Below are 24,526 nucleotides of genomic sequence, written 5' to 3' on the forward strand. Positions count from 1 at the left end.
CTTAACAAAACGACCCAATTCCGGAACATTCTATATCCCTTCACGCATACCTGATGGTCCTGTCTGTTCTATCTTTAATATGAGTTAATTGAGAGTAATTTCTGTCAACACTATTCAGGGATGGTCAACTCGCTACTCGCTACTCGTCACTATTTAGTCGGCAGTGGACAGTCGGCTACCCACTGCTCGCTTACATCATTCTCTTCAACTCACGGATAAGTGCTCTGTACCACTCTTCCGGATGATGTCCTCCGGGAAAATAATGCACAACAGAATTATCGGGGTATCCGGCTTTCAAAGCTCTTGTCGTTATATCCGCTTCATTCAGGTCATATAATCCTGTAGAGATGAATAAGGTAAAATCGGGGTTTTTGTCGTCCGGGAAAACGGGCATATCCAGGGGAGAAAAGAGCAGATAATTCTTCCACAGGGTGTTATCGATAATCATCCTGTCTGTTTCGCCGCTCCAGGCACAAAGCATTCGGTACTCCGGTTTTTTCAAACTTCTGTACCGTTCATCCACCATATAAACCAGTTCTTTCAAGGGTTCTTTTCCTGGAAAAACAACGATGGCAGGAGGAATTGCTCCGCTGAGCATCAGATTTTCCATGAGTGTCCGGATGATGAAAATATTCTGATATGAATTGAGGATATAAAGGGTTCTGTAGCGGGATGAAGCCTGATGATATCCCGGAGGAAGAATCAGGCGAATTCTGTTGCCATTATCTGATATAAACTCATCGATAGCAGATTGAAATGCAAGGGGTGGTTTTGTGATTTCAAAAGCAGGACTCCGGTCCGGCATCGTCAGCACGGAATGGGAAAAGTAGCCGTTTCCTGTATAACGCGGATTAAGATAATCCCTTTCAACTTGATTTCCCATCCGATACAGGTATTCAATACGGGCTTCCCGGTGAAGAATTGTTTGATAAAAATGGATATGGGTTTTTGGAATCTGCTTCATCCGGCTTTTAGGGGATGTGTCCCAACCGGTTTTATCAGATAACAGGTAAACCGGTTTATCATCCGACGGTTCGAACCAGAAAAAAGTCGCCAGGGAATCAACGATTAAAGGCATGGGATTACGGGTAACAAAGGCTTCAAAAGCCTCTGCGACAACGTCGGGGACAGATGATTGCCTGATTTTTCGCATCCAATCCGCATATACGGATGATTCAGGAAAGATGGGATAATCGACTGATTTGTGATTTTGCCCCTGTTTCAAGTCCGGCAGAATGATCACTCTGCGATCATAAACAAACCAGGGTTCGGGAAACAGAGAAACCTTGTTAATAAAATCCGCCAGTGCCTTCGGATCAGCATTATTCCCGGCAACAACAACTTCATGATACCCATCTTTTACTCCTGAAGGAATCAGGGTAAAAAGGAAACGTCCGTGAATATCTACTGATTGGTCTCCAATCATTGCCGTATCGCCGTTGAAGATAAAATGTGTCAAAGCAGCTGCCAGGGAATCCTCCGCCTGCAAAAACCAGGTCCCCGGTTTTTCAGACGATAACAACGGAACAGTTTTTATCGGCAGCTCCCCCCTTTCGATGAGTGTGTGTGCCGTATCCTTCTGAACAGGAAAATTATCAGAGCAATAAAGTTGCCAGACATCCGTTTTACGAATCTGTTCATTACGGTAATTCCGGGTCCAATCCTGTAAAGTCAATTGCAGAGTCTTTTCATTCAAATCCGGTGTGCAGGCCGTAAAAAGTATGAGCACTGTGATGAGGTGTAAGACTTTTTTTTGTTCTGTCATCATTTTTACATTTCGTCGTTACGGTTATTCAGGATTTTTTTCATTTTTTTATGCCGGATCCCCGCATCCATAAAAACATTGCCAAAGGGAGTGTAGCCGGCTTTCTCATAAAAAGGAAGCGCCTGCACCTGGGCATCCAGTTCCACACTCTTGAGCCCCTTCTCCATGGCCTTTTTTTCCAGCACTTCCATCATGAGGAGACCGAAACCCCGTCCCCGATAGGTTTTCAACACGGCAATTCTGCCAATATGTCCATCGGGAATCAATCGGCCGGTTGCCACCGGTTTATAAAATCCATCTCCGGTTTTCAAGTAAAGCAGAATGTGAAGTGAAACGGGGTCAAAACGGTCCAGTTCTTCTTCCGCGGGAACCTTCTGTTCTTCAACAAACACCTTAAAACGTATGTTTTTTATTACTCGCCGGGCTGCATGTTCCTGCCAGCGATGGAGTGTAATTTTTGTTTCATCCATTCAATTTCAGGGACTTAATGTTGACATATTCATTTGAAGCAGGTATAATCACAGAAAAAATATACCCAACTTGAACAATTATACAAAAAAAAGTGGAAATCACACACTACAACATCGCCTGATCCTCATCATCTCGGTCTGTTTTTTATTTCTCGTGACGGTGGGAATTGTATTGGACAGTCTTTTTCTGTCCAGTCTGAAAACCATCCGCAAACGAAAAAAAATCATTGTACTCACGACCAATACCTCTTCCACCTATTATTACGGAACAGACGGTCCAAAGGGAATGGAATATGAACTGGCAACGTTATTTGCCCGGTCCCTCGGTGTTGAAATGGAGTTCCGGATCAAGCATAATATCAACGAAGTCCTGCAAGCTATTCAGAATGGAGAAGGCGACATCGCTGCTGCAGGAATGACCCGCACACGGGAGAGATTGAACCAATACTTGTTTGGACCGACATATTATGAAGTAACTCAGTATGTTGTGGGAAAACGTTTCGGGATTCTTCCCCGTTCCATGGAAGAATTACTTCAGTTTAAACCGGTTATTGTAGCAGGGACAAGCTTTGAGGAGAATTTAAAACGGCTGAAAAAAGAGTACCCCGGATTGGAATGGGATACTACAACCGTTTTATCCACCGAACAGATTCTGGAAAAGGTCTGGCTGGGAGAGATCGATGTCACGATTTGTGATGACAAAATCATTTCCCTCTACCGCCGATATTTTCCGGAACTGATTCCATTGTTTCCGGTCAGCGAAGCGGAAGATGTTGCCTGGATTTTTCGCAGAAACGGGTATGATTTGAAGCTATATGCAGAAAAATGGTTTAAAAGAATAAAAAAGAGCGGATATCTGGATGAGCTTGTAGCAAAATATTTTGGGTATTATGAGTTATTCGATTATTTTGATATCCGGACATTTCACTGGCGTATAGAAACCCGCCTGCCTCTGTACCGGAAATGGTTTGAAGAAGCAGGCGAAAAATACAACATCCCGTGGACTCTCCTGGCGGCCCAATCCTATCAGGAATCCCACTGGAATTCCCAGGCTACCAGTCCTACCGGGGTCCGGGGACTCATGATGCTCACCCAAACGACGGCTAAGGCTGTCGATGTGTCAAACCGTCTGGATCCGAAACAAAGTATCTTCGGAGGCGCCCGTTATCTGGCAGGATTGATCGACCGAATTCCTTTGTCTGTCCAGCCTAATGACCGGTATCTTTTTGCCCTTGCGGCTTATAATGTAGGATTTGGTCATTTGACGGATGCCCGCAGACTGGCAACAGAGCTGGGAAAAAATCCCGATTCCTGGCATGATCTGAAATCGGTCCTTCCCCTTTTGAATCAGCCAAAATATTACCCAAAACTGACATTTGGTTATGCGAGGGGCATGGAGCCGGTCCGTTACGTAGAAAGAATTATCAACTACCGGGATATCCTTGAACAAACCCTGTTCCAACCGAAGGAGCTGAATCCGGATTCCACAAGTACGAAACCTTCTCAAGAGAAATGAGGCCCTGAAGAAAATGAAAAAACTTTACCTGATTGTATTATTTCTGTCCCTGACATCCTGTGCTACTTTAACAATTTTCCCCTCGAAAAAAGCACCGATCCATCCGGATAACGGCACGGTGTATCGATTGTACACCCGAATCAGTGATTATCTCGATGGTATTCGAAAAGACCCCGTCCACAGGTTGATTCCCCTTTATGCCCATTTGGATTCGCTGTCATATCTTGAGGAAAAGAATACGATTGAACTTTATATGAACAGTGCTTTTGCTTTCAAACCCTACCGTGAAGATGAGGTGAACTGGTTGCGGTCACAAATTCTCAGATCCGCCGGTTGGCGTTTCAGGGATTCAAAAGTCATGATTTACAGCAACGGTTATGAATTGTATGAACTCGTACCAAATTATTTCCGCCGGGATACGGCAAATTACGACAAAGCCCGCATGGCAAAACCGAAAAAAGTTCCTCCTGTTCCCCTGATCCGCTATCCCGATCATCCGGTCCGTCCTTACAATGGCTTATACGGTTCTCACATCGCCCTGTGGCACAGTCACGGCTGGTATTATGAAAACAGTCTGGATCGCTGGGAATGGCAAAGAGCCCGTGTATTCCAGATTGTGGAAGATATCTATCCCATGGCATATACCCTTCCCTTTCTGGCCCCAATGCTGGAGAATGCCGGCGGTACCGTTCTTTTTCCCCGTGAGAGGAATATACAAACTTACGAAGTCATTGTAGATGATGATACATCAACCGGGAACTCTTATGTAAAATACAGTCAAAGGATCCATCATGGAGGATCCCCCGGTTTCTCCATGGGAAATCCTCCCTATGAAAAAGGCGAAAATCCTTTTCTTTCGGGAAAATGGTCCTTTATGCTTTCTGATACGGTGGTCTCCGATTCCATATTATATGTACCGGACATCCCCGAAACCGGCGATTATGCCCTGTACCTTTCCTGGGCGGATACATCTGATGCTGTAAACGACGCCGAATACATTGTGCGCCATGCCGGAGGGAAAACCCGCATACTGGCGAATCAGAAGATGGGGTATCACACATGGGTTTATGCCGGGACATATCATTTTTATGAGGGATTAAACCCGGAATCGGGTTCTGTTGTGTTAACAAATTTCTGCAAATTTCCCGGTAAAGTCATTTCGGCTGATGCGGTACGGCTTGGCGGGGGGATGGGGAATGTCTCCCGGAACGGCCGGATAAGTCATCGTCCACGTTTTGTTGAAGGAGCCCGTTATTACCTCCAATATGCCGGATTTCCCGACACATTGGTTTATAATCTGAATGATGATACGCTGGATTATAACGATGATTATCAGTGCCGGGGAGCCTGGGTGAATTACCTGGGGGGAACGTATGCTGATTCAGCCCGAAAAAATCTGAAAGGCCTGAATATCCCTGTGGATTTGTCCCTCGCTTTTCACACTGATGCCGGATCAGCCAAAAATGATACGGTTATCGGAACGTTGATGATTTACAGCTCAAAGGGCCTGAATGATACTCTTTTATTTCCGAATGGAGTGAATCGCATTGCAAGCCGGGATTTTGCCGATATTTTACAGACACAGATCGTCGACGATTTGCAACGTTTGTATGACCCGATATGGAACCGTCGCGGGTTGTGGGACCGGAAATACAACGAAGCCTGGAAGCCCAACGTTCCGGCCGGGCTTCTGGAGCTCTTATCCCATCATAACTTTTTGGATATGAAATTCGGGCTGGATCCATACTTCCGCTTTGATGTTTCACGGGCGATTTACAAGGCAATCCTGAAATTCCTGGCTACATCCCAAAACCGCGCCTATACGGTCCAACCCCTTCCTGTTAAGGATTTTGCTGTCCTGCTTCAGGGTAATGATCTGAAACTGAGCTGGCGCGGAGTCAGTGATCCGCTGGAGCCTTCTGCAGATCCTGAATATTATCTGGTTTACACCCGGACAAACAACGGGACTTTCGGAGCACCGCGTATATGCAGTGATCCTTTTCTGACTATCCCATCAATCGAAAAAAATACGGTTCACAGTTTCAGGGTGACGGCAGTGAACAGCGGCGGAGAAAGTTTTCCATCTGTGGTTTTATCTGCAGGTATATCCGAAGGAACAGACACAGCTCTTGTGATATACAATTTCGACCGGGTCAGTGCCCCGGCAACACTTGAAAAAAATCCCATTGCCGGTTTTGCCGATTTTCTGGACCAGGGTGTCCCCTGGGGACGGGATGTGAGTTATGTGGGATCTCAGTATGAATTTAACAGGAATGTGAAATGGCTGGATGATGATAATCCCGGACACGGGGCCAGTTTTGCAGATTATGAAACAAAGATAATCGCCGGTAATACCTTTGATTATACGGCAATTCACGGACAGGCACTTCTGGCGCAAGGATATTCTTTTGCTTCCTGTCAGACCGGTGTATTACAGGATTCTTCATTTTCAGTCTCCCCCTATTCACTCCTTGATGTGATAAATGGCGAACAAAAAACCACGCCCGGAGTCAAGGAGTACCGGAAACCGCGGTACCGTGTGTGGACTCCTGCATTGAAAAGGCTGTTGACAGACTATTCAAGGCAAAAAAATGGGATAATTTTTGTCAGTGGCGCTTATATCGGGACCGATGCCATGGCATACCCCGAGGATCAGAAATTCTGTGAAGAAATTCTCAAATTTACATGGCGCACAAACTATGCCTCAAGAAGCGGAGAAATTCGTGCAGTGGAAAGCTCTTCAGATACCCCGTCCGTCTTTACCTATGTTTCAGAATTGAATGATACCCTGTATGCCGTGGAATCCCCGGACGGAATTGAACCCGTCAAAGACCTTGCTGCCAAAACTCTGTTCCGTTACACAGATAATAATATCAGTGCCGGATCTCTGTATCATGGTGATTATTCAGTTATTGCACTGGGGATTCCCTTTGAATCCATCCCCGGCACCCAAGAACGGAATGCTTTATTAAATTATATCTTAAAAACCATTTCACACATAAAGAAAGGTAACAATGAATAATCAAACCCGATTAAACTACACGTGTCCCAAATGCGGTAATACGGATTATGAGGTGGATCAAATTCGGACAACCGGCGGAGGATTCAGTAAAATTTTCGATGTACAGAACAAAAAATTTGTTGCCGTAAGCTGTACACGCTGCAGATACACTGAGCTCTACAAATCGGAAACGACGGCTCTGGGAAATATTTTTGATTTCTTAACCCGTGGTTAGTGCTCCGGGTTTCTGTCCATAATTTCTGTCAATAATGCATCATCTGCCTTATAGGGCATGGTAATGTGTCCGTCTGTATGGTTTTCATTCCATATTCGGGCTGTTTTTATTGCCGGTTCATTGCCAGACCAGCTCCGGCGGGCCACCCCGCCCATCACATCCCAGGAGAGTCCGGATTTTATAACCCGGTCTGCTTTGTCGCTGCCATCCAGTAAAATACCGTTCCCGCCGTTACTGGCACGACCAATCCCCACACCGCCACCATTTGATAAGACGACAAGGGTCATGCCCCTGGCAATATTTCCCCCAAAACACTGGACAGACATATCGGCGGTGATGCGGCTGCCGTCGTAAATGTTAGCTGTCTCCCGAAAAGGCGAATCGGTCCCGGAAACATCATGATGATCCCGTCCCAGCAAAACAGGGCCGATTTCTCCTTTGCGAACCAGATCATTGAATTTCAGGGCAATCTTAATCCGGCCCTCTTCATCTGCATATAAAATTCTGGCTTTTGTCCCAACAACCAGATTGTTTTGATCCGCCGTATCAATCCAGTGATAATTATCCCTGTGAAGTGAACTCTTTGAAGGATCTATACAAGACAAAGCCGCCTGGTCCGTTTTCCGCAAATCTTCATCTTTCCGGCTCAGACAGACCCAGCGGAAAGGACCAAATCCCCGATCAAAGCAGACGGGACCCATGATATCTTCCACGTATGAGGGCCAAATAAAGCCCTCTGATACATCTTTACCGTTTTTGGCTACTCTTACCTCACCTGCTTCGAAAATGCTCGCCATGAAGCTGTTTCCGTAATCCCAAAAATGAGCACCTTTTTGAACGAGTCTTTGAATACACTCAAAGTGGCGTTTCAGGGAAACATTCACTTTTTCTCTAAATCGGGAAGGATTTGATTTTAGAAGTTCCCTGCCCTCTTCAAAACTCATGCCGGCAGGTGTATATCCTCCCTCATAGACGGCGTGGCAGGATGTCTGGTCGGACAACAGTTCGACAGGGACATTATTTCCTGCGCAATATTCCAGTAAATCCACCACATTGCCATAATAAGCAATGGAGACAGCTTGTTTCTTTTTCTTATACTTTAACGCTGATTCAACAACTTTATTCAAATCATCGCTGATTTCGGAGACCCACCCCTGGTCATAGCGGGTCTTAATTCTTGATTGATCCACTTCAGCGATTATGCCGACTCCTCCGGCAATTTCGACAGCTTTTGCCTGGGCACCACTCATTCCGCCTAATCCGGAAGAAATGAAAAGAACACCTGCCAGATCTTTATTCTCAGGAATTCCAAGGTATTTTCTGCCTGCATTCAGCAGCGTAATATACGTTCCGTGGACTATTCCCTGTGGACCGATATACATCCAGCCTCCGGCGGTCATCTGACCGTAATTACTCACTCCCAGGGCGGCGCATTTGTGGAAATTTTCCGGATTATCCCAGGCACCCACAAGGAGACCGTTAGTAGAGATAACCCGGGGGGCGTTTTCATGGGACGGAAAGAGTCCAACCGGGTGTCCGCTGCTTACAACGAGCGTCTGGTCTTCCCTCATGATTTCCAGATATTGTTTTACCAGACGGTACTGCATCCAGTTTTGGAAAATTTGTCCCGTCTCCCCATAGGTTACCAGTTCATAAGGATAGAGTGCCACATCAGGATCCAGATTGTTATCGATATTCACCTGCAAAGCCCTGGCAGGAAGAATTCCCTTATAGGAATCTACAGGTCTGCCCCAAAGGCGCTCTGTCGGTTTATACCTATACCCGTAAATCCGTCCCCGTGTTTTCAATTCATGTAAAAACTCCGGGGCTAAAGTTTCATGAAGTTCGCGTGGTATATACCGAAGGGCATTCTTCAGTGCCTGGCGTGTTTCTTTTTCATTCAGCCTGAAACCCCGATCCGGAGCACGGCGGATGGACGGATCAAAAACCGGATCCGGAGGCAATTCCTTTGAAAGACCGATGGCCATCATGGATCCCTGATTTTCTTTTTTCATGACAGATACCTCTGTAATTATTTTAATTGCTACTATTGAATTTATTGAAAAACAGCCTGAATATCATGCTTGAGATTCAAAGCCTGCCGATATCCCGGTAATAAATCCAGTGCTTTATCCAATGAATTGAGTGCCTTTCCGTACTCCTGCTGGTTGGCATAAGCCCATCCTTCAAAATAGTATAAAATGCCCCTGATTTCAGGATTGCTCTTCAATACCTGGTTTTGATAGGAATTCATAAGCGATACGATTGTACCCACATGCCCCAAAGCGGCTTCAGCCTGGATGCGATACAATAAAGCCCTGGCATTGAAATAGATATCCAGTGCCGTCTTGCTCCACTCGGCAGCGTTTTTCCAATTTTGAAGCTGTATGGCAAGACGGGCTGATTCCACGAGAGGGGCTTCATTAAAAGGCATCAAATGCCACAATGCCTGATACTCCCGGATGGCGGCATCCAGTTTTCCCTCTTTTTCCTGCAGGCGGGCGGCGTATACATGTCCTTCCTCCCAGCTCAGAGAATTTTCCCATACCCTCATCACAATCCGGTCATATGCATTTTCAGGGCTGAAACGAGGGCGGTTTACGTGAAAATCATCCGTATATGGCCATGTCCTCAATAAAATATCCAGGCGGATTTCACCGAGCAGGGAATCCAGCCGCGTAAAATGGTCCATCTCATCCAGGAGTTGAACCGGTCTTTTCAGCAAATATTCCGCCAGGGATTCACCGACCCTTTTTAATCCTTCCATGGAAAAATGCAGGTGATCACAGAAATAACGGGGGTAATTCCGGGCTTTTTCCAAAGCCAGGACCTGCTCTGTATCAAACAGCGGTACCGACCATTTGGATGCTGTCTGAATAAGGATACTGTCCAGGGTTCCAGGCATCCTGAACGGATAAATATCCAGATCACGGGCTCGTTTAAAATGCTCCATCGCCATATCTTCCTGCCGGAGAGATAACATGCATTGACCCAGAAGATAGTGTAAACGGGCATGATGGGGTGTTATTTCAAGCTGTTTTTTCAATTCAACGGAAGCAGCGGAATACTCACCATGACGAATCCCGGATGTTACGCTGTCAATCACTTTTTGAATATTCTCCCGATCCGCCATATCCCATGATGCAAAGGGAGGAATCCCCGTCACATTGCTGACAGGTCTCATCAGTAAAAGATTGATATGATGTCTTTTTGCATGCCGGCACAAAGCATTGAGATTTTTACGGTATTGACGCGCTACCGCTGAGCAGATGCGACTTTCAGGTTCCACAACCCGTTCACCGGCAAGACGGTGCATGAGATTTGAGGTATCCTCTCCCTTTTGCCTGGAAAACAAATTTCCAACACTCTTCTCCATTAGCTGATAAAACCGCAGATCCCTGAGAATAAGGACAAGCCTTTTCAGCATAACGGAAGTCCCGCCTTCTCCGGCACCCATACTTCCGTAAAATTCATTATGCCCGGTATAAACAATGACCAGGTCAGGTTTGTAATCGGATATTTGTCGGAAAATATCCAGAACGGCATAGCTGTTCACTGCCGGCATGGAAAAATTAACCATCTCAATGTGAGATGCCGGTTTATAATGGGACAAATGCTCTTTAAGAATATTGGAAAAGGAAAAATTGTATTCCCAGGGGTATCCTGCACTGGTTGATCCGCCCAGGACGAAGACCCGGTATGTGTTCTCCGGTTTGTCTTTAAGAAACATATCTGTGGACACACCAGGTGCCACCTCTTTGAAAAAGTATTTTCTCCCGGCGTCGGAATTTATTGCCAAATAAGTATGCCCGTTAAATTCCTTTTCGATACAGATCCTGTAAGAATGGCCATATCCCGCTAAACGCAATCCCACTTCAACCATGAAAAAAAGGGCAATAATCAGGATTCCAAAAATGAAATGGAACAGAAACCTTTTTTTTCTTTCCGTATTACGAACCATTTTTTAAAGAATCCAAATCAATGTTAAGTTGAAACTTCTGCTCAGCCTCTTTTTTTACGACTTCCACCTCATCCATTCTTCCGGTGATGATAAGAGCTTTTGACAGAAGATGATAAAGTTGAGCTATCTTTTCATGAGGAAAGATGGACTGATTCCTCAAAACGATTCGCCGGGTTCTATTCAAGGCATAAATAGCAAAATCATATTCAAAGCGATTCATATAAACCGATCCTTCAAGAAACCAGAGATAAGGATCATCCAGTCTTTCATCTGTCTTTTTTAAAACCTGCAGGGCTTCATCCGGCCGGTTTTCATCCAGCAGGATGTGAACAAGTTGTATCACCGGACCCGCTTCATAGGATAAAACGGCTCTGATGCTGTTCACATACCGAATTGCCAATCCGGTTTCCTTCCTGTTTAAATGGTAATCAATCAGTGACTGATTAGCCTTCCCCCAACTGATATTACCATTCAAATATTCCCAGGCATAGTGTTCTGTCGTGTTTGAAGGTTTGAATGTAAATGACTGATTATCAGAAACAAAGGGCCATCTGGACATGAGTTTTTTTATTGTCAGTTCGCCAACTGTTAATTCAAAGGGGGTCAGTGGATAGTGGGCTTCGAAATCAGATTTAATTACGTTGTAAGGAATTTTTGTCTGATAAAATCCTGAACTTTCCAGGCTTTTATAAAAAGTTTCAGCCATCAGCATATATCCATTCTCCTTCGGATGGACATGTTCATGAAAGAGGTTTTCCCCCGGGGCATGGGGAGCGGAATCCTCATGAAAGGCTTCATCAACAGGGACGCATATCCAGTCATTTTCCCGGGCAAACTGGCGAATTGCAACATTCCAGTCTGATCCGGCCCTGAACCGGAGAACATCCAGGTCTCTGGCTAAAACATAATAATAGGAGGCGCTGTCCGTCCTGCCCTGCCACTCATGGTATTTTCCTTTGCAATAGGCCAACAGAGCTGATTGAGGTTCCCAGAGTTCCATATCTTTAAGCCACATTTCCACGCCAGTTGTGTCATGGCGATCCCTAAAAAAAGTAAATTCTTTATAGAGGGAAACCTGGTCTAATGCTTCATCCTGAAAATCTGATGCAAAAGGAACCTGAGACCGTTCATTACTTGTAAGTGTTCCAATATAAACGGGAATACCCATTTTTTCCGCTGTTTTGCAAATCCGATGCAGATTTTTGATATAATTCAAACGGGTTTTTAAATAGAGTGGTGAGCCATAAGGAATCTGGCGTTCACGCACAACCCTGGCCATGAGCGAACCCTCTGTCGTTTCATCCGGCAGAGCGCGGTTCACCCCTTTCAACAGGGCTTGAAAAAGATATGTCTGCCGGAGTTTCATAATCAGATGGGTCAGAATGTAAGAAGTAAAACCACGTTCGGACGATGCACTGCCAAAAGCTCCATAAAATTCATTGTGACCCATATACAGGATGAGAGCATCCGGTTCAAGAACCGAACTGTGTTGCAAAATATCGGAAACGGAATAGCTGTTGATGGCAGAGGTCGCCAGATTGATTACATTCCAAACATGATCAGGATCCCCCCTGTTCAACAGCCCTTCCAGCATATCCGGAAACGTAATGTTGTAAGAATAGGGAAAACCAAAGGCAGTGCTGCCCCCTAAAACAAGTATCCTTTTTTCGGCAGTTTCTTTATATCGGGGAATAAGTTCATCTCTGAATTCCGGTGCAGTCTTACGATTTCTGAAATATTTTTCCGGAAATTTCCGGTTAATCCTGTAGTATGGTTTATGATAAATCTCCACTTCTTCAACGAGTGCATACTCTTCTCCCAGATGAAAAATGTGAAGAACCCATTCCGTCAAGGCAAAGAGGGAAATACCTGTCAGAATCAGCAGGATTGAAAAGAACATTTTTTTCCATTTTTTCAGCGACATTCCATCCTCAAAACAGTGCATAAATAAAGGGAGCCAGAGCACTTCCCTGCGAAAAAATTATAATCACCCCCAACAGTAGCAGAATAATGACGATGGGGAAAATGAGGTATCGTTTATTGTCTTTTGCATATTGAAAAAATTCTTTGATAATCATCCATTTACTCATGGGCTCATCCTTAATACTGCTTTGTCATATCATTGTTTTGTTCATGAACAGGACGCCAATATGTTTGATTTCCTTTTTTAAACCTGTCATCCAGCGGACTTCTTCCGAGTATCCGGCGAAAGAATCCCAAAGGAAAGATAAGAAGAAAAAAAATAAGACTTAAGAGCAGGAATGTTAAAACCGTTCCCAGAATACCCGTGATGACCGTAACAACCCAGAAGAGACTCCGGATAACAACTGCAGGTAAAAGGAAAAGAAGGGCCAGGGAGCCTGTCGTTATCAGCAACACCGGATTGGGATCATTTCCTTTAAAGAGTGAAATGACCTGATAAACAATCAGAAAACCCAGAAGTATCAGAACAAACTGCCGGGAGGTTTTTGTTCGGATGGTGTGAAAGGGAATAATCATCTAATCTTTTCCAAAAAAGGTTTTCCAGTCCTTATGATTCAGATGGAATTGTTCTTCTTTTAAAATTATACAATCTTCCATTACAAGGATATCCATTTCTGTATTCATAAAACAGCTAAAGGCATCTTTGGGGCTGTTGACAATGGGTTCACCTCTCACATTGAAGGACGTATTAACCAGAAGAGGGCAACCGGTAAGGCGATAGAAAGAAGAAATCAGACTGTAAAAGAGAGAATTTGTTTTCCGGTTCACGGTTTGAAGGCGGGCAGAATAATCCACATGCGTTACAGCCGGAATATTGGAACGTTTCATGTGTAATTTTTCCAGTCCTTCCTTCTCTTCATGGATTTTCAACCGTTGATTCTCGAGAACGTCGGCAGTAAGCAACATATAAGGACTTTTCGTATTGAGGTCAAAATAATTCTTAGAGAACTCTTCCAAAACTGACGGAGCAAAGGGTCTGAAAGATTCACGGAACTTTATTTTCAGATTCAGTTGTTTTTGCATTTTTGGAGATCTTGGATCGGCCAGGATACTCCGGTTTCCCAGGGCACGCGGACCAAATTCCATTCGCCCCTGAAACCAGCCTACAACTTTTTGTTGATTCAGATATTCTGCTGTTATGTCCACGAGTGATTCTTTATCATACGTCTTGTAACGGATATTGTGGGATTTCAGAAAGATTTCAATCTCTTCGTGATTGTAAACAGGACCCAGCAGGCTGCCCTGTTGTAAATCCGGATCAGCAACAGACCGGGGATTATTGTAATACTCATAATATGTTGACAAAGCAGCACCCAAAGCCCCGCCGGCATCACCGGCAGCCGGTTGAATCCAGATATCCGAAAAGAGTCCGGATTTAAGTATCCGGCTGTTTGCTACACAATTAAGGGCCACACCGCCGGCCATACAAAGAGTGTCCAGTCCTGTCAGTGTTTTAGCATACCGGGCAATCTTTATCATCACTTCATTGGTAATTTCCTGAACGGACCTTGCAAGATCCATATAAGGCTGGGTGACCGGTTCCTCCGGTTTACGGCGTGGAAAGCCGAATAATTTTTCAAAACGCCGGTTTACCATGGTAAGACCTGAAACATAGTTAAAATAGGACATATTCATACCAAAGGAGCCATCCGGCCTGATATCAATCAGGTGTTCTTTAATGATACTTGTATAAACCGGGCGGCCGTATGGGGCAAGTCCCATCAATTTGTATTCTCCGGAATTCACCTTAAAGCCACAATAGTATGTAAATGCCGAATACAGGAGTCCCAGAGAATGGGGAAAATGGATTTCCTGCATCATTCGGATGGAATGACCATGACCTTCACCAATACTGGTTGTTGTCCACTCCCCTACCCCATCGACAGTGACAATCGCAGCTTTGTCAAAAGGAGAAGGGAAAAAGGCAGACGCTGCATGGGCCTGATGGTGGCGGGTAAATAATAATTCCCCCTTAAAACCGGGCAGCTGATCATGAATCAGGGATTTTATCCAGATTTTTTGTTTTATCCACACAGGAATCGCTTTGGTAAAAGAAAAGAGCCCCCGAGGGGCATAGTGCAAATATGTATCCAGAATTCGTTCAAATTTCAAAAAGGGTTTATCATAAAAAGCGACTGCCTTGAGATCCGAAGGTGAAACACCTGCTTCATTCAGGCAATAGCGGATGGCATGTTCAGGAAATGAGGAATCGTGTTTAATCCGGGTAAACCGTTCTTCCTGGGCGGCCGCAAGTATCGTATCACCTTTGATAATCGCAGCGGCACTGTCATGATAATACGCCGATATTCCAAGAATAAGGTCCATCTCTCCCCTGAAATTTTGTGAAAAATACGGGATAATCCCTAAGGGAACAAGCGTGATTATATCTTTACAAAGATGGACAACCCGACTAAATTCAAGTATGATTAAATAAGGAGATATCCATGGCAATAAATAAAATTCTTAAATTTATTTTACTTATCCCTGTTTTTCTCTCGGGTCAGGTTTTAATCCCGAATGTCAGTATGGATTCAGAAAGAATCGAATCCTCTTATCTTCCTGAAATAGAAGAACTTAAGCAACAAATTATCCAATATATCCAAACAGAATCCTTTTCGGATGAAACCTATGATTTTCAGATACCCTACCGGATATCCATATTTATCCGGAGCATTGATGAAAGCGGGACAGACCGGGTGTACACCTGCGAGGCATTTTTTACCAATGATTATGATCAGCGGTATTACGATCCCCAGTGGAAATTTGAATATTCAAGCGGTGCTTCCCTGTACCGTTCAACGGGAATATTCAATCCATTAACAGGCATCATAGATTACTATGGATATCTGATAGTCGGTACGGAACTTGATGCTATTGAACTTTTAGGAGGGAATGCGATTTTTGAAAAAGCCAACCAGATTATCCAAAGAAGCCAGTCCGGCCGCTGGAGCTCCGGTTGGCGCAACCGGATTTCTGACTTTGAAGCTATTACCCGGAATTACAGGCTAAGAAAAGCCCGTTTTTTTCTGAGCGAGGCTTTCTGGGCAATAGAAGACCAAAAAAAGGAACTTGCGTTAAGCAAATTGAAGGAATCTCTCTTGCTGATACAGGAAATTATACGTATCCGGAATAAAGACAAATTCACCAATGATTTTATCGAAAGTCATTATAAAGACGTCGAGTATTTCGTGTCTGCCTTGGAAGACACCTCATTTATGCCTTTATACAGGGATATCAATCCCAATGAAAAAAAATATTTTGATTCTGTCATTGAAAAATACTACTGATCTCCTGATATTTCATAAAACCTTTCCAGCAGCTTCTTTCCCGGGATTTGTCCTTCGCGGAGAATGTCCATGTTTCCTTCGCGGGTTATTTTAAAAACCGTGCTGGGTAAATTGGAACGGGAAAAACCGTCAGCAGGATCGTCGATATAAAGGTCAATTTTTTTCCGATACACCTTTTCTATTTCATGGAGAGTCAATAAGGGAGCCGTACCGGAGGGATTTGCCGATGTGGTAATCACCGGATTCCCGTAATTTTGCGAGAGCCATTGACAAAAGGGATGTTCCGGAATACGGAATCCGGCGTATTCGTCCGACAAAAATCCTGATGAAAAATAATGAGGGTTTTTTAATGGCAACACGGCTGTTACAGGTCCGGGGAACACATCGGTCAAAAAACGGCTGCATTTTTCGGATAAATTAGTAATCTCAAGAATATTTTCCACACGTGGAAACAAAATACTGAAAGGGAGTTTGTTAGGTCTTTGTTTCAGGTCATACAGGATTTCAACGGCTTTTGGATTTAAAGCATCAACGCCCAGACCAAAAATCGTATCCGTAGGATAGGCAATAATACCTCCTGAATGTAAAATATTCAATATCAGATCTCTTTTAGCCTCATAGTTTTTAATATACTCACTCATAGAAGATCTCTCACATCCTTGCGAATTCTTCCATAGGCATCAAAATTTAAAATAGCAGACACCAGGATTGAACAAATGACAGATAAAGTGGCAGAAGAAAAGATACCGATCATAATAACGATTTGATATTTAATGGCAGCAACCGGAGGAACACCGCCCAGAATCTGCCCTGTCATCATTCCGGGAATCGATACAAGTCCCATGGTAGCCATCACCCCGAGTTTAGGCATAATTGACGTTTTTAGTGCATGCCGTGCAAAGGGTTTAATGGCTTCGATAAAACCGGCACCGGCCAGGATATACTGAATGTAATCATCTTCATGATGGATAAGATCTTCATAAAAACGCTGTAAGCCGATGATGTTACTGCTCAGGATATTCCCCAGAATCATGCCGATCAAAGGAATCATATACCGGGCTGAACGGAGGTTTTCATATCCCAGAGGGATTAAAAACGTAAGAAAGACCAGGAAAACAATAACAAAATAAACGGGAATTATGGTCAGATAAATGCGTTTGTTCAGCATGCCGCTGTTTTTCAGAATAGTAAAATTCGCCGCAAGGATCATGATAAGAACCCAGGAAAGATTCAGCCAGATCTGATCATAAATGAAAAGGTATTTCAGATAAAGACCGATGAAAATCAACTGGAGAATCATCCGGGTAATTGAAATGAATAAATCTTTATACACTTTAAGATCCAACCAGATGAAAATTAAAAGGGGAACAAACAGGATGGAACTATACATGACAATATTCATAATGGGAATATCAAAGGTTCCCTGTGTATTCATGTGTTCACCTCCTTTAAAGTTCCGTTGAGATTCCACCGGCGTGTTGCAAAGGTCTGCCACTCTTCCTGGTGACTCACCACAAGGCATGTGAGATCCTCACGGGAAAAGCACCGGATGGTTTTTTGGACATTTTCAGGATCGAGATTTGATGTAATTTCGTCCAGCAAGTAGATATTCCGGTTTAAAAGCAATGAAATAATGATGTTAATCCGTTGTTTTTCACCGTTGGACAAGGACAGGAAAGAGCTGTCCAGTAACTTATCATCCAGGGAGAAAAAATCCATCAGCTCCATCAACTGCTTATGCTTATCTTCTATATTTCTCACCATAAACCGCATCAGAGAAGAGGTTTTACCGGTGAATGCCGGCGGATTTTGTCCAATATAACCAAATACGGATCTGTATTGATGAATGTCTTTTTTACTCACTTTCCGGTTCTGAAAACTGATTTCTGCTGTTTCGGGATAATCAAAAAAGAGGAGTGTTTTCAGGAATGTCGTTTTTCCACTTCCTGAGGGACCGGTAATGAGAATCCTGTCACCCTCACGAATTTCTCCGGAGATATGATTTAAAATAACTTTATCCTTTTTTTTCACATAAATGTTTTCAAACTTTATCAATATCACTCCTTATGATTCATTTGAAATATTTGGAGAAAACGGATGATAAAAAGCAGTAGAAATATAGCACATGATTTGGAGAATATCATCCACGAAAGCATCCGGAATTGCCACCCGGAAAAAATCCTCCCGCCATATCTGAAAAATCTTTTCATCCGTCCTCCCTATGCCCTAATATCCATCGGTAAAGCCGCAGTTTCCATGGCAGAAGTTTTCATGAATCATATTTCTGTATCTCCTGATATAAACTGTGTTATCACCTCTCCGGAATATATCCCGGAAAATTACAGAAATGATTTAACGATTTATCCGGGAGAACACCCTTATCCGGGAGAAAAAACATTAAGTACCTCGGAACATGTACTCGAACGAATTCTGAAAAGCATTCCGGGGAACGGACAGATTGTATTGCTGTTATCGGGCGGGGGTTCAGCCTTGTTTGAAATCCCGCAACCCGGATTGTGTATAAGGGACATATCCATCATTACGAAAGCTCTCATGGAAAAAGGGGCAGACATTCAGGCACTCAATACCGTCCGAAAACAGATGTCTGCCGTAAAAGGTGGGAAACTTGCACGCTTACTGTATCCCCGTGAAATTAAAGCTCTCATCATGTCTGATGTCATGGGAGATAACCTTGAGCTGATTGCTTCAGGTCCGGTAACACCCGATACGAGTACATTTGAAGATGCACAGACAATATTATCAGCGTATGGTCTTGATACAAACCTTCTCAAGGGAATAAAAAAACAAAAAGAGAATACAGATTTCAGTCATGTTACCAGTACACTTATTTCAAACAACCAAACGCTGATTGATCAATGCAGGAAAGTTATACACAAAAGAGGAAAGCAATCCCGGCTTCTCCCCTTTTCCCTTTCCGGCGAGGCTTCAATGTGTGGAAAACGTATTGCCGATTATATCGTATTAGCGGTTGAAACATTTCCCGTTTTTTATATCGGCGGAGGAGAAACGTCGGTGACTGTCCGCGGAAGCGGTATTGGCGGACGTAACATGGAAGTGGCATTAAAAGCAGGACTGGAATTATACAAAACACCTTATACCTGGGGCGTGGCCTGTGTTGGTTCTGACGGTATAGACGGTCCCACCGATGCAGCCGGAGCTTTTATTACACGTCAGATGCTTTGTGAGAATACCGTGGTACAAGGAGAAAAAGCTCTTAAAAATAATAACACATACCCTTTTTTTAAATCATTCCACAGTTTGATAAAAACCGGCTACACGGGTATCAACCTGAATGATTTGTTTATTGCATTTTTGGATAAGCCATCCTAGGAATGAGGAATGCGGATTTTATATTGCACACCCGAATCCGAATGAAGCTCATAGCTGCCGTTCAACTCACGAATAAAACCAGTTATTAAATTCAATCCCAGGGTTTGGGAATCTTTTAAAACAGATGTGGCGTCAAAGCCGGTACCATTATCAGCTATATCAAGGATAAGCTCTCCATGTTCTTTCGATAAGCCAATAGTAATTAAGCCTCCATTCATGTTATGGAACCCGTGTTTCATGCTGTTGACTATAATTTCGTTCATGAGCATGCCCAGGGTAATTGCCTTATCAAAAGTGACTTCCACCGGATCGGATTTAAACATATCGAAACTGATGTTTTTATCACCGGAAATGGCAAAAATAATATTTTCAGCCAGCTCTTTGAGATATGTATGCAGTTTAACCTTTCCCGAATCCTGGCTTTCATAGAGTTTCTCATGAAGAAGTGCCAGACTTTTCAATCTGTCACGGGTATCATAGAACACAGACAGTGCATTCTGCTCGTTAATAACCATAGCCTTCAAATCCATTAAGTTTGCCATGATTTGCATATTGTTTTTCACACGGTGATGTATTTCACTCAAAAGAAGCTCTTTTTCTTCCAGGGATTTAATAAGATTTAATCGCTTCATATATTGGGCTGTCATTTCAACAAAATACAGAATCAAAGCCGTTGTCCTGCTGGAGTCATCCGATATTTTAAAATAATACACAAAATAGTAAGCGTCTCCTATCCGGCAGGGTTTATCAGACAGTACAGAGAATATCTCATCGGATGATAAAGCCTTTTGCAAATTCATTTTATATGCGGATCTGTCTTCTTCACTGATAAACAGGAAGTCCTTTATATCTTTATCCGGGTTTAATTTCCGGGCGCCATAGAAATCTTCCCGTGTTTTTAAATTCATGGTTATAATCCTCATCTGATTATCCACAGCCAGGATAGGAATCTTCATGACAGCGGCATAAAATTTGCGGGCCAGAATCTCCTGATGAAAAGTCTTACTTTCAGGCAACGCAAATCCGTTTTCATCTTCCGAATAGAGGGCAAAAGTCATTTGAAGCCGATTATATATACATGAAAGCATACCTGCAATTAACTTAATGACAGGAATATACGCAGATTCAGGTTTATGGTTCTCTTTTACATAATCCAATCCAACAAAACCCATCATAACCTGGTTTCGAAAGATTCCGGAAACCAACGCCCCGGAAATATCCTGCATTTCCAAAATTTCTTTCTCATGGATTGCTTCAACCGGTAATTCATCGAGAGATTGAAAATATATAACCTCTTTTTTCTGAAGCTGATTAAGCCACCAGGGATAATCGGCTATCGGCAGATGCTGTAGTTTTTTTATCTGAGGTTCAATTCCCTTATCACACCATTCATAAGTGTTTATAATGTATTTCCCATCTTTTGAAAACTGAAATATATATGCTCTGTCCGCCTTACAACAACGACCTGTCAATTCGAGGAGTTGGTAAATCATTTCAGGATAATTTCCCAAAAGAGAAGGATTGGTCATTTTTAAAAAAAGAGAGTTTAAATGATGATAAAAAGATGGGGTTATGCTATCCTGAATCTCTTTTTTCTCGCTTTGGGAACCTTTTTTATCGTAAATCAAGTGGTTTTCCTGCTTATAGAAGAGGTACCTTTCTGCCAGAATAAATAAGGCAATCATTATAAATGAGAGGTTTAAAAGAATATAATTAACCAGAAAGACAGAATTTGCCGATCTCTGAAAAAGATAAAGATAAGCCGGAAGACTGAGCAACAAAATGAGCAGAGAACTCAGACCATATATTAATATTTTTCTGAAGGTTAGTTTATAAAAATAAACAACAAAATAGAAGACAAGTAAAAACAAAGCAAAGCCTATATAGAAAAAATAATCTCCCTGAAACAGGGAAACCCATACAAAAAAGAGAGCTGAAAACAAATTAATAATTACAATGATATTTTTCCGTACAGGGTCATCACCCCTTTTTAAACTGTTAATGTGATAAAATGCAATGAGCGTACCAAATAAAAGGACAAGGACAAACCATTGAATAAAAATCATGGGACTATTCAATATCCGATGATTCAAAAATGCGATATAAATGACGGGGATCCACAGGAGGATATTCAACAATAAAGCAGACGAATGTTTAGTTCTGCCTGAATACATAAGACATTAATACCGGAGTATTTCTTTAACTGTTCGTTTATAGACCTTATCCGGTTTGCCCCATAATTTATGGAACCACATCCATTGTCGGGGATACTTCACTATCCAGGGTTCAAATGTTTTCATGACAGTTTTCATGGTCCGGCCGATGGTCTCTTCATTTAGAACAGGTATGGATTCATCGTTAACCGGAAAAAAATGGATACAAAATTTCCCTTTCTGATACAGGGGTGCCACACCTAAAATTTCTGCACCCGTTCTGAATTTGAGGACGGCCGTTCCTTTTGCAATGGACGTCATCCGGTTAAAAAAGGGGATTTTGACTCCCTTTTCATGGGCATTCTGGTCTACAGCTACAGCGAGAACGTGGTTATTTTCAAGGGCTTTTTCATACGCTTTCATGCCCTGCCGTGTAGAAATCATATGCATTGCGTCCCCCATATCGAGACGCAATTTGAGAAAAAAATCATCACTCAGAGGATTTTTCATGGGTTTATATATTCCCGTTGTCGTTATCCCGCTCATATTTAACCAGGAAGCAACATACTCCCAATTTCCGAAATGCAGAGCCGTCAGGATAACACCTTTCCCTTTTCCCAGGGCCTTGTCAAGATATTCCCGTCCCCGAATCTCTGCTGATAAAATCCTTTTTTTGTTCTTCTTCTTGTTCTGACTGAAAAACTGAACAGCCATTTCTCCAAAAAAACGGTAAACCTGATGGGCCAGATGAAGTTTTTCCTCATACGATTTCTCAGGAAATACAACATCCATATTGTACATCATCACCTGAAACCGATAGGGAAAAAAATACCATGACAGATCACCTATTCGCCTGCCAATCCACTCGGAGATGTGAGCGGGCAGGGCATTGGCTAAAAACCGCACAAAAAGAAGTACAGAATATTCCAACTTGTATTTAAAGGGTATGGCTTTCTTTTCCAAGGGCTTTCCCGAGCTCATTCCATGCGATCTGACTGGTTTCGCCTGTTTGCAGATTTTTCAATGTGAGAGTCCCTGATTCCAGTTCTTCGGGGCCGATTACAGTGACATACTGTGCCTGTTTTTTATTGGCATCCCGCATCATGGCTTTCACACTTCGACGGAGCAAATCCGTTTCTATGACAAATCCCTGATGCCTGAGTGCGGTACACGTTTTCAGAATACCCTGATAGGACTCAACATCAAGGGTTGCAATGTAAAGATCCGGACGTGATGCCGGCACATCTGCTATCTTTTCGGCTTCCAGCGCCAGAATCAACCGTTCGACACCTGCTGCAAATCCGACAGCCGGAGTTGATTTTCCTCCCAGCTCCTCCACAAGATTGTCATAGCGTCCGCCACCACAGAGGGCATCCTGGGCTCCCAACTGTTTTCCTTTGATTTCAAACGTTGTACGGGTATAATAATCCAGTCCCCGCACCAGTTTCGGATTGATGGTGTATGTTATTCCCTGGACATCCAGCAATTTACAGACCTGTTCAAAATGAGCGTTGTCTTCAGGGGAAAGGTGATCGTTGATTTTCGGTGCATGGTCATCCAGAAGTTTCTGGCAGGATTTATTTTTACAGTCAAAAAGCCTGAGAATATTTATATCAAACCGTTTACGGCAAACAGGACAGAATGCGTCAAAATGGGGCTTCAGGGATTCTGCCAGTAACTGAATATATCTAAGGCGATCTTTAGTATTGCCGATACTGTTGATATGTAGCTCCCATTCCCGGAGCCCCACTTTTTGGTATATCTCACAGGCAAGTGTAATCACTTCAGCATCTGCTTCAGGATATTCAGAGCCAATGAGTTCGATCCCGAACTGGTGAAACTGCCGGAGCCGGCCAGCCTGGGGACGTTCCTGTCTGAACAGTGGACCAACATACCACAATTTATGTAACGGAGATTGTTGTTCATAATGATGCTGAATGTAGGAACGGATGACGGATGCAGTGTATTCGGGCCGAAGGGTCAGCCATTCTCCCCCTTTATCCTGAAACGTATACATTTCTTTGCTGACGATATCAGAAAATTCGCCGATACCCCGGGCAAATAGTTCAGTTTTTTCAAATACCGGGGTTCTGATTTCCTGATAGAAAGCAGAGGAAAAAACTTCCCGACACACCGTTTCCACATGATGCCAGAGCGGCGATTCCCATGGGAGTATGTCCTTTGTCCCTTTAATAGCTTTGATAGACATCATGAATCCTCAATTGTTTCTTAATACATCTGAACTCTTATGAATATCAGATCAAAATGAAAAGAAAAATATACGGGAAACTGTCATTCAGATTTCCGGGCATCTTTCATCTTAATGAAGGTGTCATGAAGTTCTTTCCATGTCTCTTTCAGTCCGTCCATCATAACCTTGGTATGGCCAATGATCGGCATAAAATTCGTATCCCCAAGCCACCGGGGAACAATATGCTGATGGAGGTGATCTGCTATTCCGGCTCCGCTTACACTGCCAAGATTTATGCCGATATTATATCCCTGGGGAGTCAGACAGGCGTCGAGCACACGGAGGGAGATTTTGGTGAGTTCTGTTATTTCACGGTTTTCATCATCCGTCAGGGACAGGTAATCCGATGTATGCCGGTAAGGGGCAATCATCAGATGTCCGTTGTTATATGGAAAGAGATTCATCAGGACAAAGGTGTATTGCCCGCGGTAGACAATCAGGTTTTCCTCATCATCGTCCTCAGCTGGCTTCTGACAGAAAATACAACGATCTTTCCCGGATTTATCCCGACGGATATATTCAATCCGCCAGGGAGCCCAGAGATAATCCATAT

At 43.3% G+C, this 24,526-nt stretch carries 19 protein-coding genes; 5 read left to right on the forward strand and 14 right to left on the reverse strand.

Annotated features, from left to right (window positions below; translation table 11 throughout):
• Positions 1–190 precede the first annotated feature (190 nt).
• Together J7K63_04575 and J7K63_04580 are read right to left on the reverse strand one after the other, a co-directional pair.
• On the reverse strand, positions 191–1,765 hold the full coding sequence (locus J7K63_04575; GenBank protein ID MCD6234297.1) for a hypothetical protein: 1,575 nt from the start codon (positions 1,763–1,765) through the stop codon (positions 191–193).
• Between the two features lie 5 nt (positions 1,766–1,770).
• On the reverse strand, positions 1,771–2,235 hold the full coding sequence (locus J7K63_04580) for a GNAT family N-acetyltransferase (GenBank protein MCD6234298.1): 465 nt from the start codon (positions 2,233–2,235) through the stop codon (positions 1,771–1,773).
• A gap of 70 nt (positions 2,236–2,305) precedes the next feature.
• Here J7K63_04580 and mltF point away from each other — a divergent pair, with 70 nt between their 5' ends.
• The 3 genes from mltF to J7K63_04595 are packed head-to-tail and all read left to right on the forward strand — an operon-like array spanning position 2,306 to position 6,987.
• Positions 2,306–3,751, forward strand: coding sequence for a membrane-bound lytic murein transglycosylase MltF (mltF, locus tag J7K63_04585; GenBank protein MCD6234299.1), 1,446 nt, complete (start codon positions 2,306–2,308; stop codon positions 3,749–3,751).
• A gap of 13 nt (positions 3,752–3,764) precedes the next feature.
• A complete protein-coding gene (locus tag J7K63_04590; GenBank protein MCD6234300.1) occupies positions 3,765–6,773 on the forward strand; it encodes a hypothetical protein in 3,009 nt (1,002 codons plus the stop codon).
• Positions 6,766–6,987 (forward strand): zinc ribbon domain-containing protein, encoded by a 222-nt coding sequence (locus J7K63_04595; protein MCD6234301.1) that lies wholly within the window; start codon positions 6,766–6,768, stop codon positions 6,985–6,987. Before J7K63_04590 ends, J7K63_04595 begins: the two co-directional genes overlap by 8 nt.
• On the opposite strand, the gene J7K63_04600 is transcribed toward J7K63_04595, so the two are convergent.
• From J7K63_04600 to J7K63_04620, 5 genes are all read right to left on the reverse strand, one after another.
• On the reverse strand, positions 6,984–8,975 hold the full coding sequence (locus J7K63_04600) for a urocanate hydratase (GenBank protein ID MCD6234302.1): 1,992 nt from the start codon (positions 8,973–8,975) through the stop codon (positions 6,984–6,986). The two genes, J7K63_04595 and J7K63_04600, sit on opposite strands and share 4 nt — an antisense overlap.
• 68 nt (positions 8,976–9,043) lie before the next feature.
• The gene (locus tag J7K63_04605) at positions 9,044–10,948 is read right to left on the reverse strand and encodes a hypothetical protein (protein MCD6234303.1); all 1,905 of its coding nucleotides are present in this window, start codon (positions 10,946–10,948) and stop codon (positions 9,044–9,046) included.
• Positions 10,938–12,872, reverse strand: a complete 1,935-nt coding sequence (locus tag J7K63_04610) for an SGNH/GDSL hydrolase family protein (GenBank protein MCD6234304.1) — start codon at positions 12,870–12,872, stop codon at positions 10,938–10,940. The genes J7K63_04605 and J7K63_04610 overlap by 11 nt, the downstream gene beginning before the upstream one ends.
• Positions 12,873–13,048: 176 nt before the next feature.
• On the reverse strand, positions 13,049–13,447 hold the full coding sequence (locus J7K63_04615) for a hypothetical protein (protein MCD6234305.1): 399 nt from the start codon (positions 13,445–13,447) through the stop codon (positions 13,049–13,051).
• Positions 13,448–15,256, reverse strand: a complete 1,809-nt coding sequence (locus J7K63_04620; protein ID MCD6234306.1) for a carbamoyltransferase — start codon at positions 15,254–15,256, stop codon at positions 13,448–13,450.
• A 119-nt stretch (positions 15,257–15,375) separates the two neighbouring features.
• On the opposite strand from J7K63_04620, the gene J7K63_04625 reads away from it, so the two are divergent.
• Positions 15,376–16,218, forward strand: coding sequence for a DUF4835 family protein (locus J7K63_04625; GenBank protein ID MCD6234307.1), 843 nt, complete (start codon positions 15,376–15,378; stop codon positions 16,216–16,218).
• Here J7K63_04625 and J7K63_04630 read toward each other — a convergent pair.
• From J7K63_04630 to J7K63_04640, 3 genes are read right to left on the reverse strand one after another with little or no spacing between them, the layout of a single operon-like run.
• Positions 16,212–16,859: a threonylcarbamoyl-AMP synthase gene (locus J7K63_04630; protein ID MCD6234308.1), complete on the reverse strand. Its 648-nt coding sequence runs from the start codon at positions 16,857–16,859 to the stop codon at positions 16,212–16,214. The two genes, J7K63_04625 and J7K63_04630, sit on opposite strands and share 7 nt — an antisense overlap.
• Positions 16,856–17,653: an ABC transporter permease gene (locus tag J7K63_04635; protein ID MCD6234309.1), complete on the reverse strand. Its 798-nt coding sequence runs from the start codon at positions 17,651–17,653 to the stop codon at positions 16,856–16,858. Before J7K63_04635 ends, J7K63_04630 begins: the two co-directional genes overlap by 4 nt.
• Positions 17,650–18,273, reverse strand: a complete 624-nt coding sequence (locus J7K63_04640; protein ID MCD6234310.1) for an ATP-binding cassette domain-containing protein — start codon at positions 18,271–18,273, stop codon at positions 17,650–17,652. The genes J7K63_04635 and J7K63_04640 overlap by 4 nt, the downstream gene beginning before the upstream one ends.
• A 42-nt stretch (positions 18,274–18,315) precedes the next feature.
• On the opposite strand from J7K63_04640, the gene J7K63_04645 reads away from it, so the two are divergent.
• Positions 18,316–19,569 carry a DUF4147 domain-containing protein gene (locus tag J7K63_04645; GenBank protein MCD6234311.1) on the forward strand — a complete coding sequence of 418 codons (1,254 nt, stop codon included), beginning with the start codon at positions 18,316–18,318 and terminating at the stop codon, positions 19,567–19,569.
• On the opposite strand, the gene J7K63_04650 is transcribed toward J7K63_04645, so the two are convergent.
• The 4 genes from J7K63_04650 to J7K63_04665 form a co-directional block, all read right to left on the reverse strand.
• Positions 19,566–21,197 (reverse strand): hypothetical protein, encoded by a 1,632-nt coding sequence (locus J7K63_04650; GenBank protein ID MCD6234312.1) that lies wholly within the window; start codon positions 21,195–21,197, stop codon positions 19,566–19,568. The genes J7K63_04645 and J7K63_04650 overlap by 4 nt on opposite strands.
• Before the next feature lie 552 nt (positions 21,198–21,749).
• Complete coding sequence (locus tag J7K63_04655; GenBank protein ID MCD6234313.1) at positions 21,750–22,685, reverse strand: hypothetical protein; 936 nt, start codon at positions 22,683–22,685, stop codon at positions 21,750–21,752.
• The gene (locus tag J7K63_04660; GenBank protein ID MCD6234314.1) at positions 22,660–23,931 is read right to left on the reverse strand and encodes a histidine--tRNA ligase; all 1,272 of its coding nucleotides are present in this window, start codon (positions 23,929–23,931) and stop codon (positions 22,660–22,662) included. The genes J7K63_04655 and J7K63_04660 overlap by 26 nt, the downstream gene beginning before the upstream one ends.
• 83 nt (positions 23,932–24,014) lie before the next feature.
• Positions 24,015–24,524 carry an HIT domain-containing protein gene (locus J7K63_04665; protein MCD6234315.1) on the reverse strand — a complete coding sequence of 170 codons (510 nt, stop codon included), beginning with the start codon at positions 24,522–24,524 and terminating at the stop codon, positions 24,015–24,017.
• Positions 24,525–24,526: the final 2 nt, after the last annotated feature.

Source organism: Candidatus Neomarinimicrobiota bacterium, assembly GCA_021157965.1.
In the GTDB taxonomy this organism is placed as follows: Bacteria; Fidelibacterota; Fidelibacteria; order Fidelibacterales; family Fidelibacteraceae; genus Fidelibacter.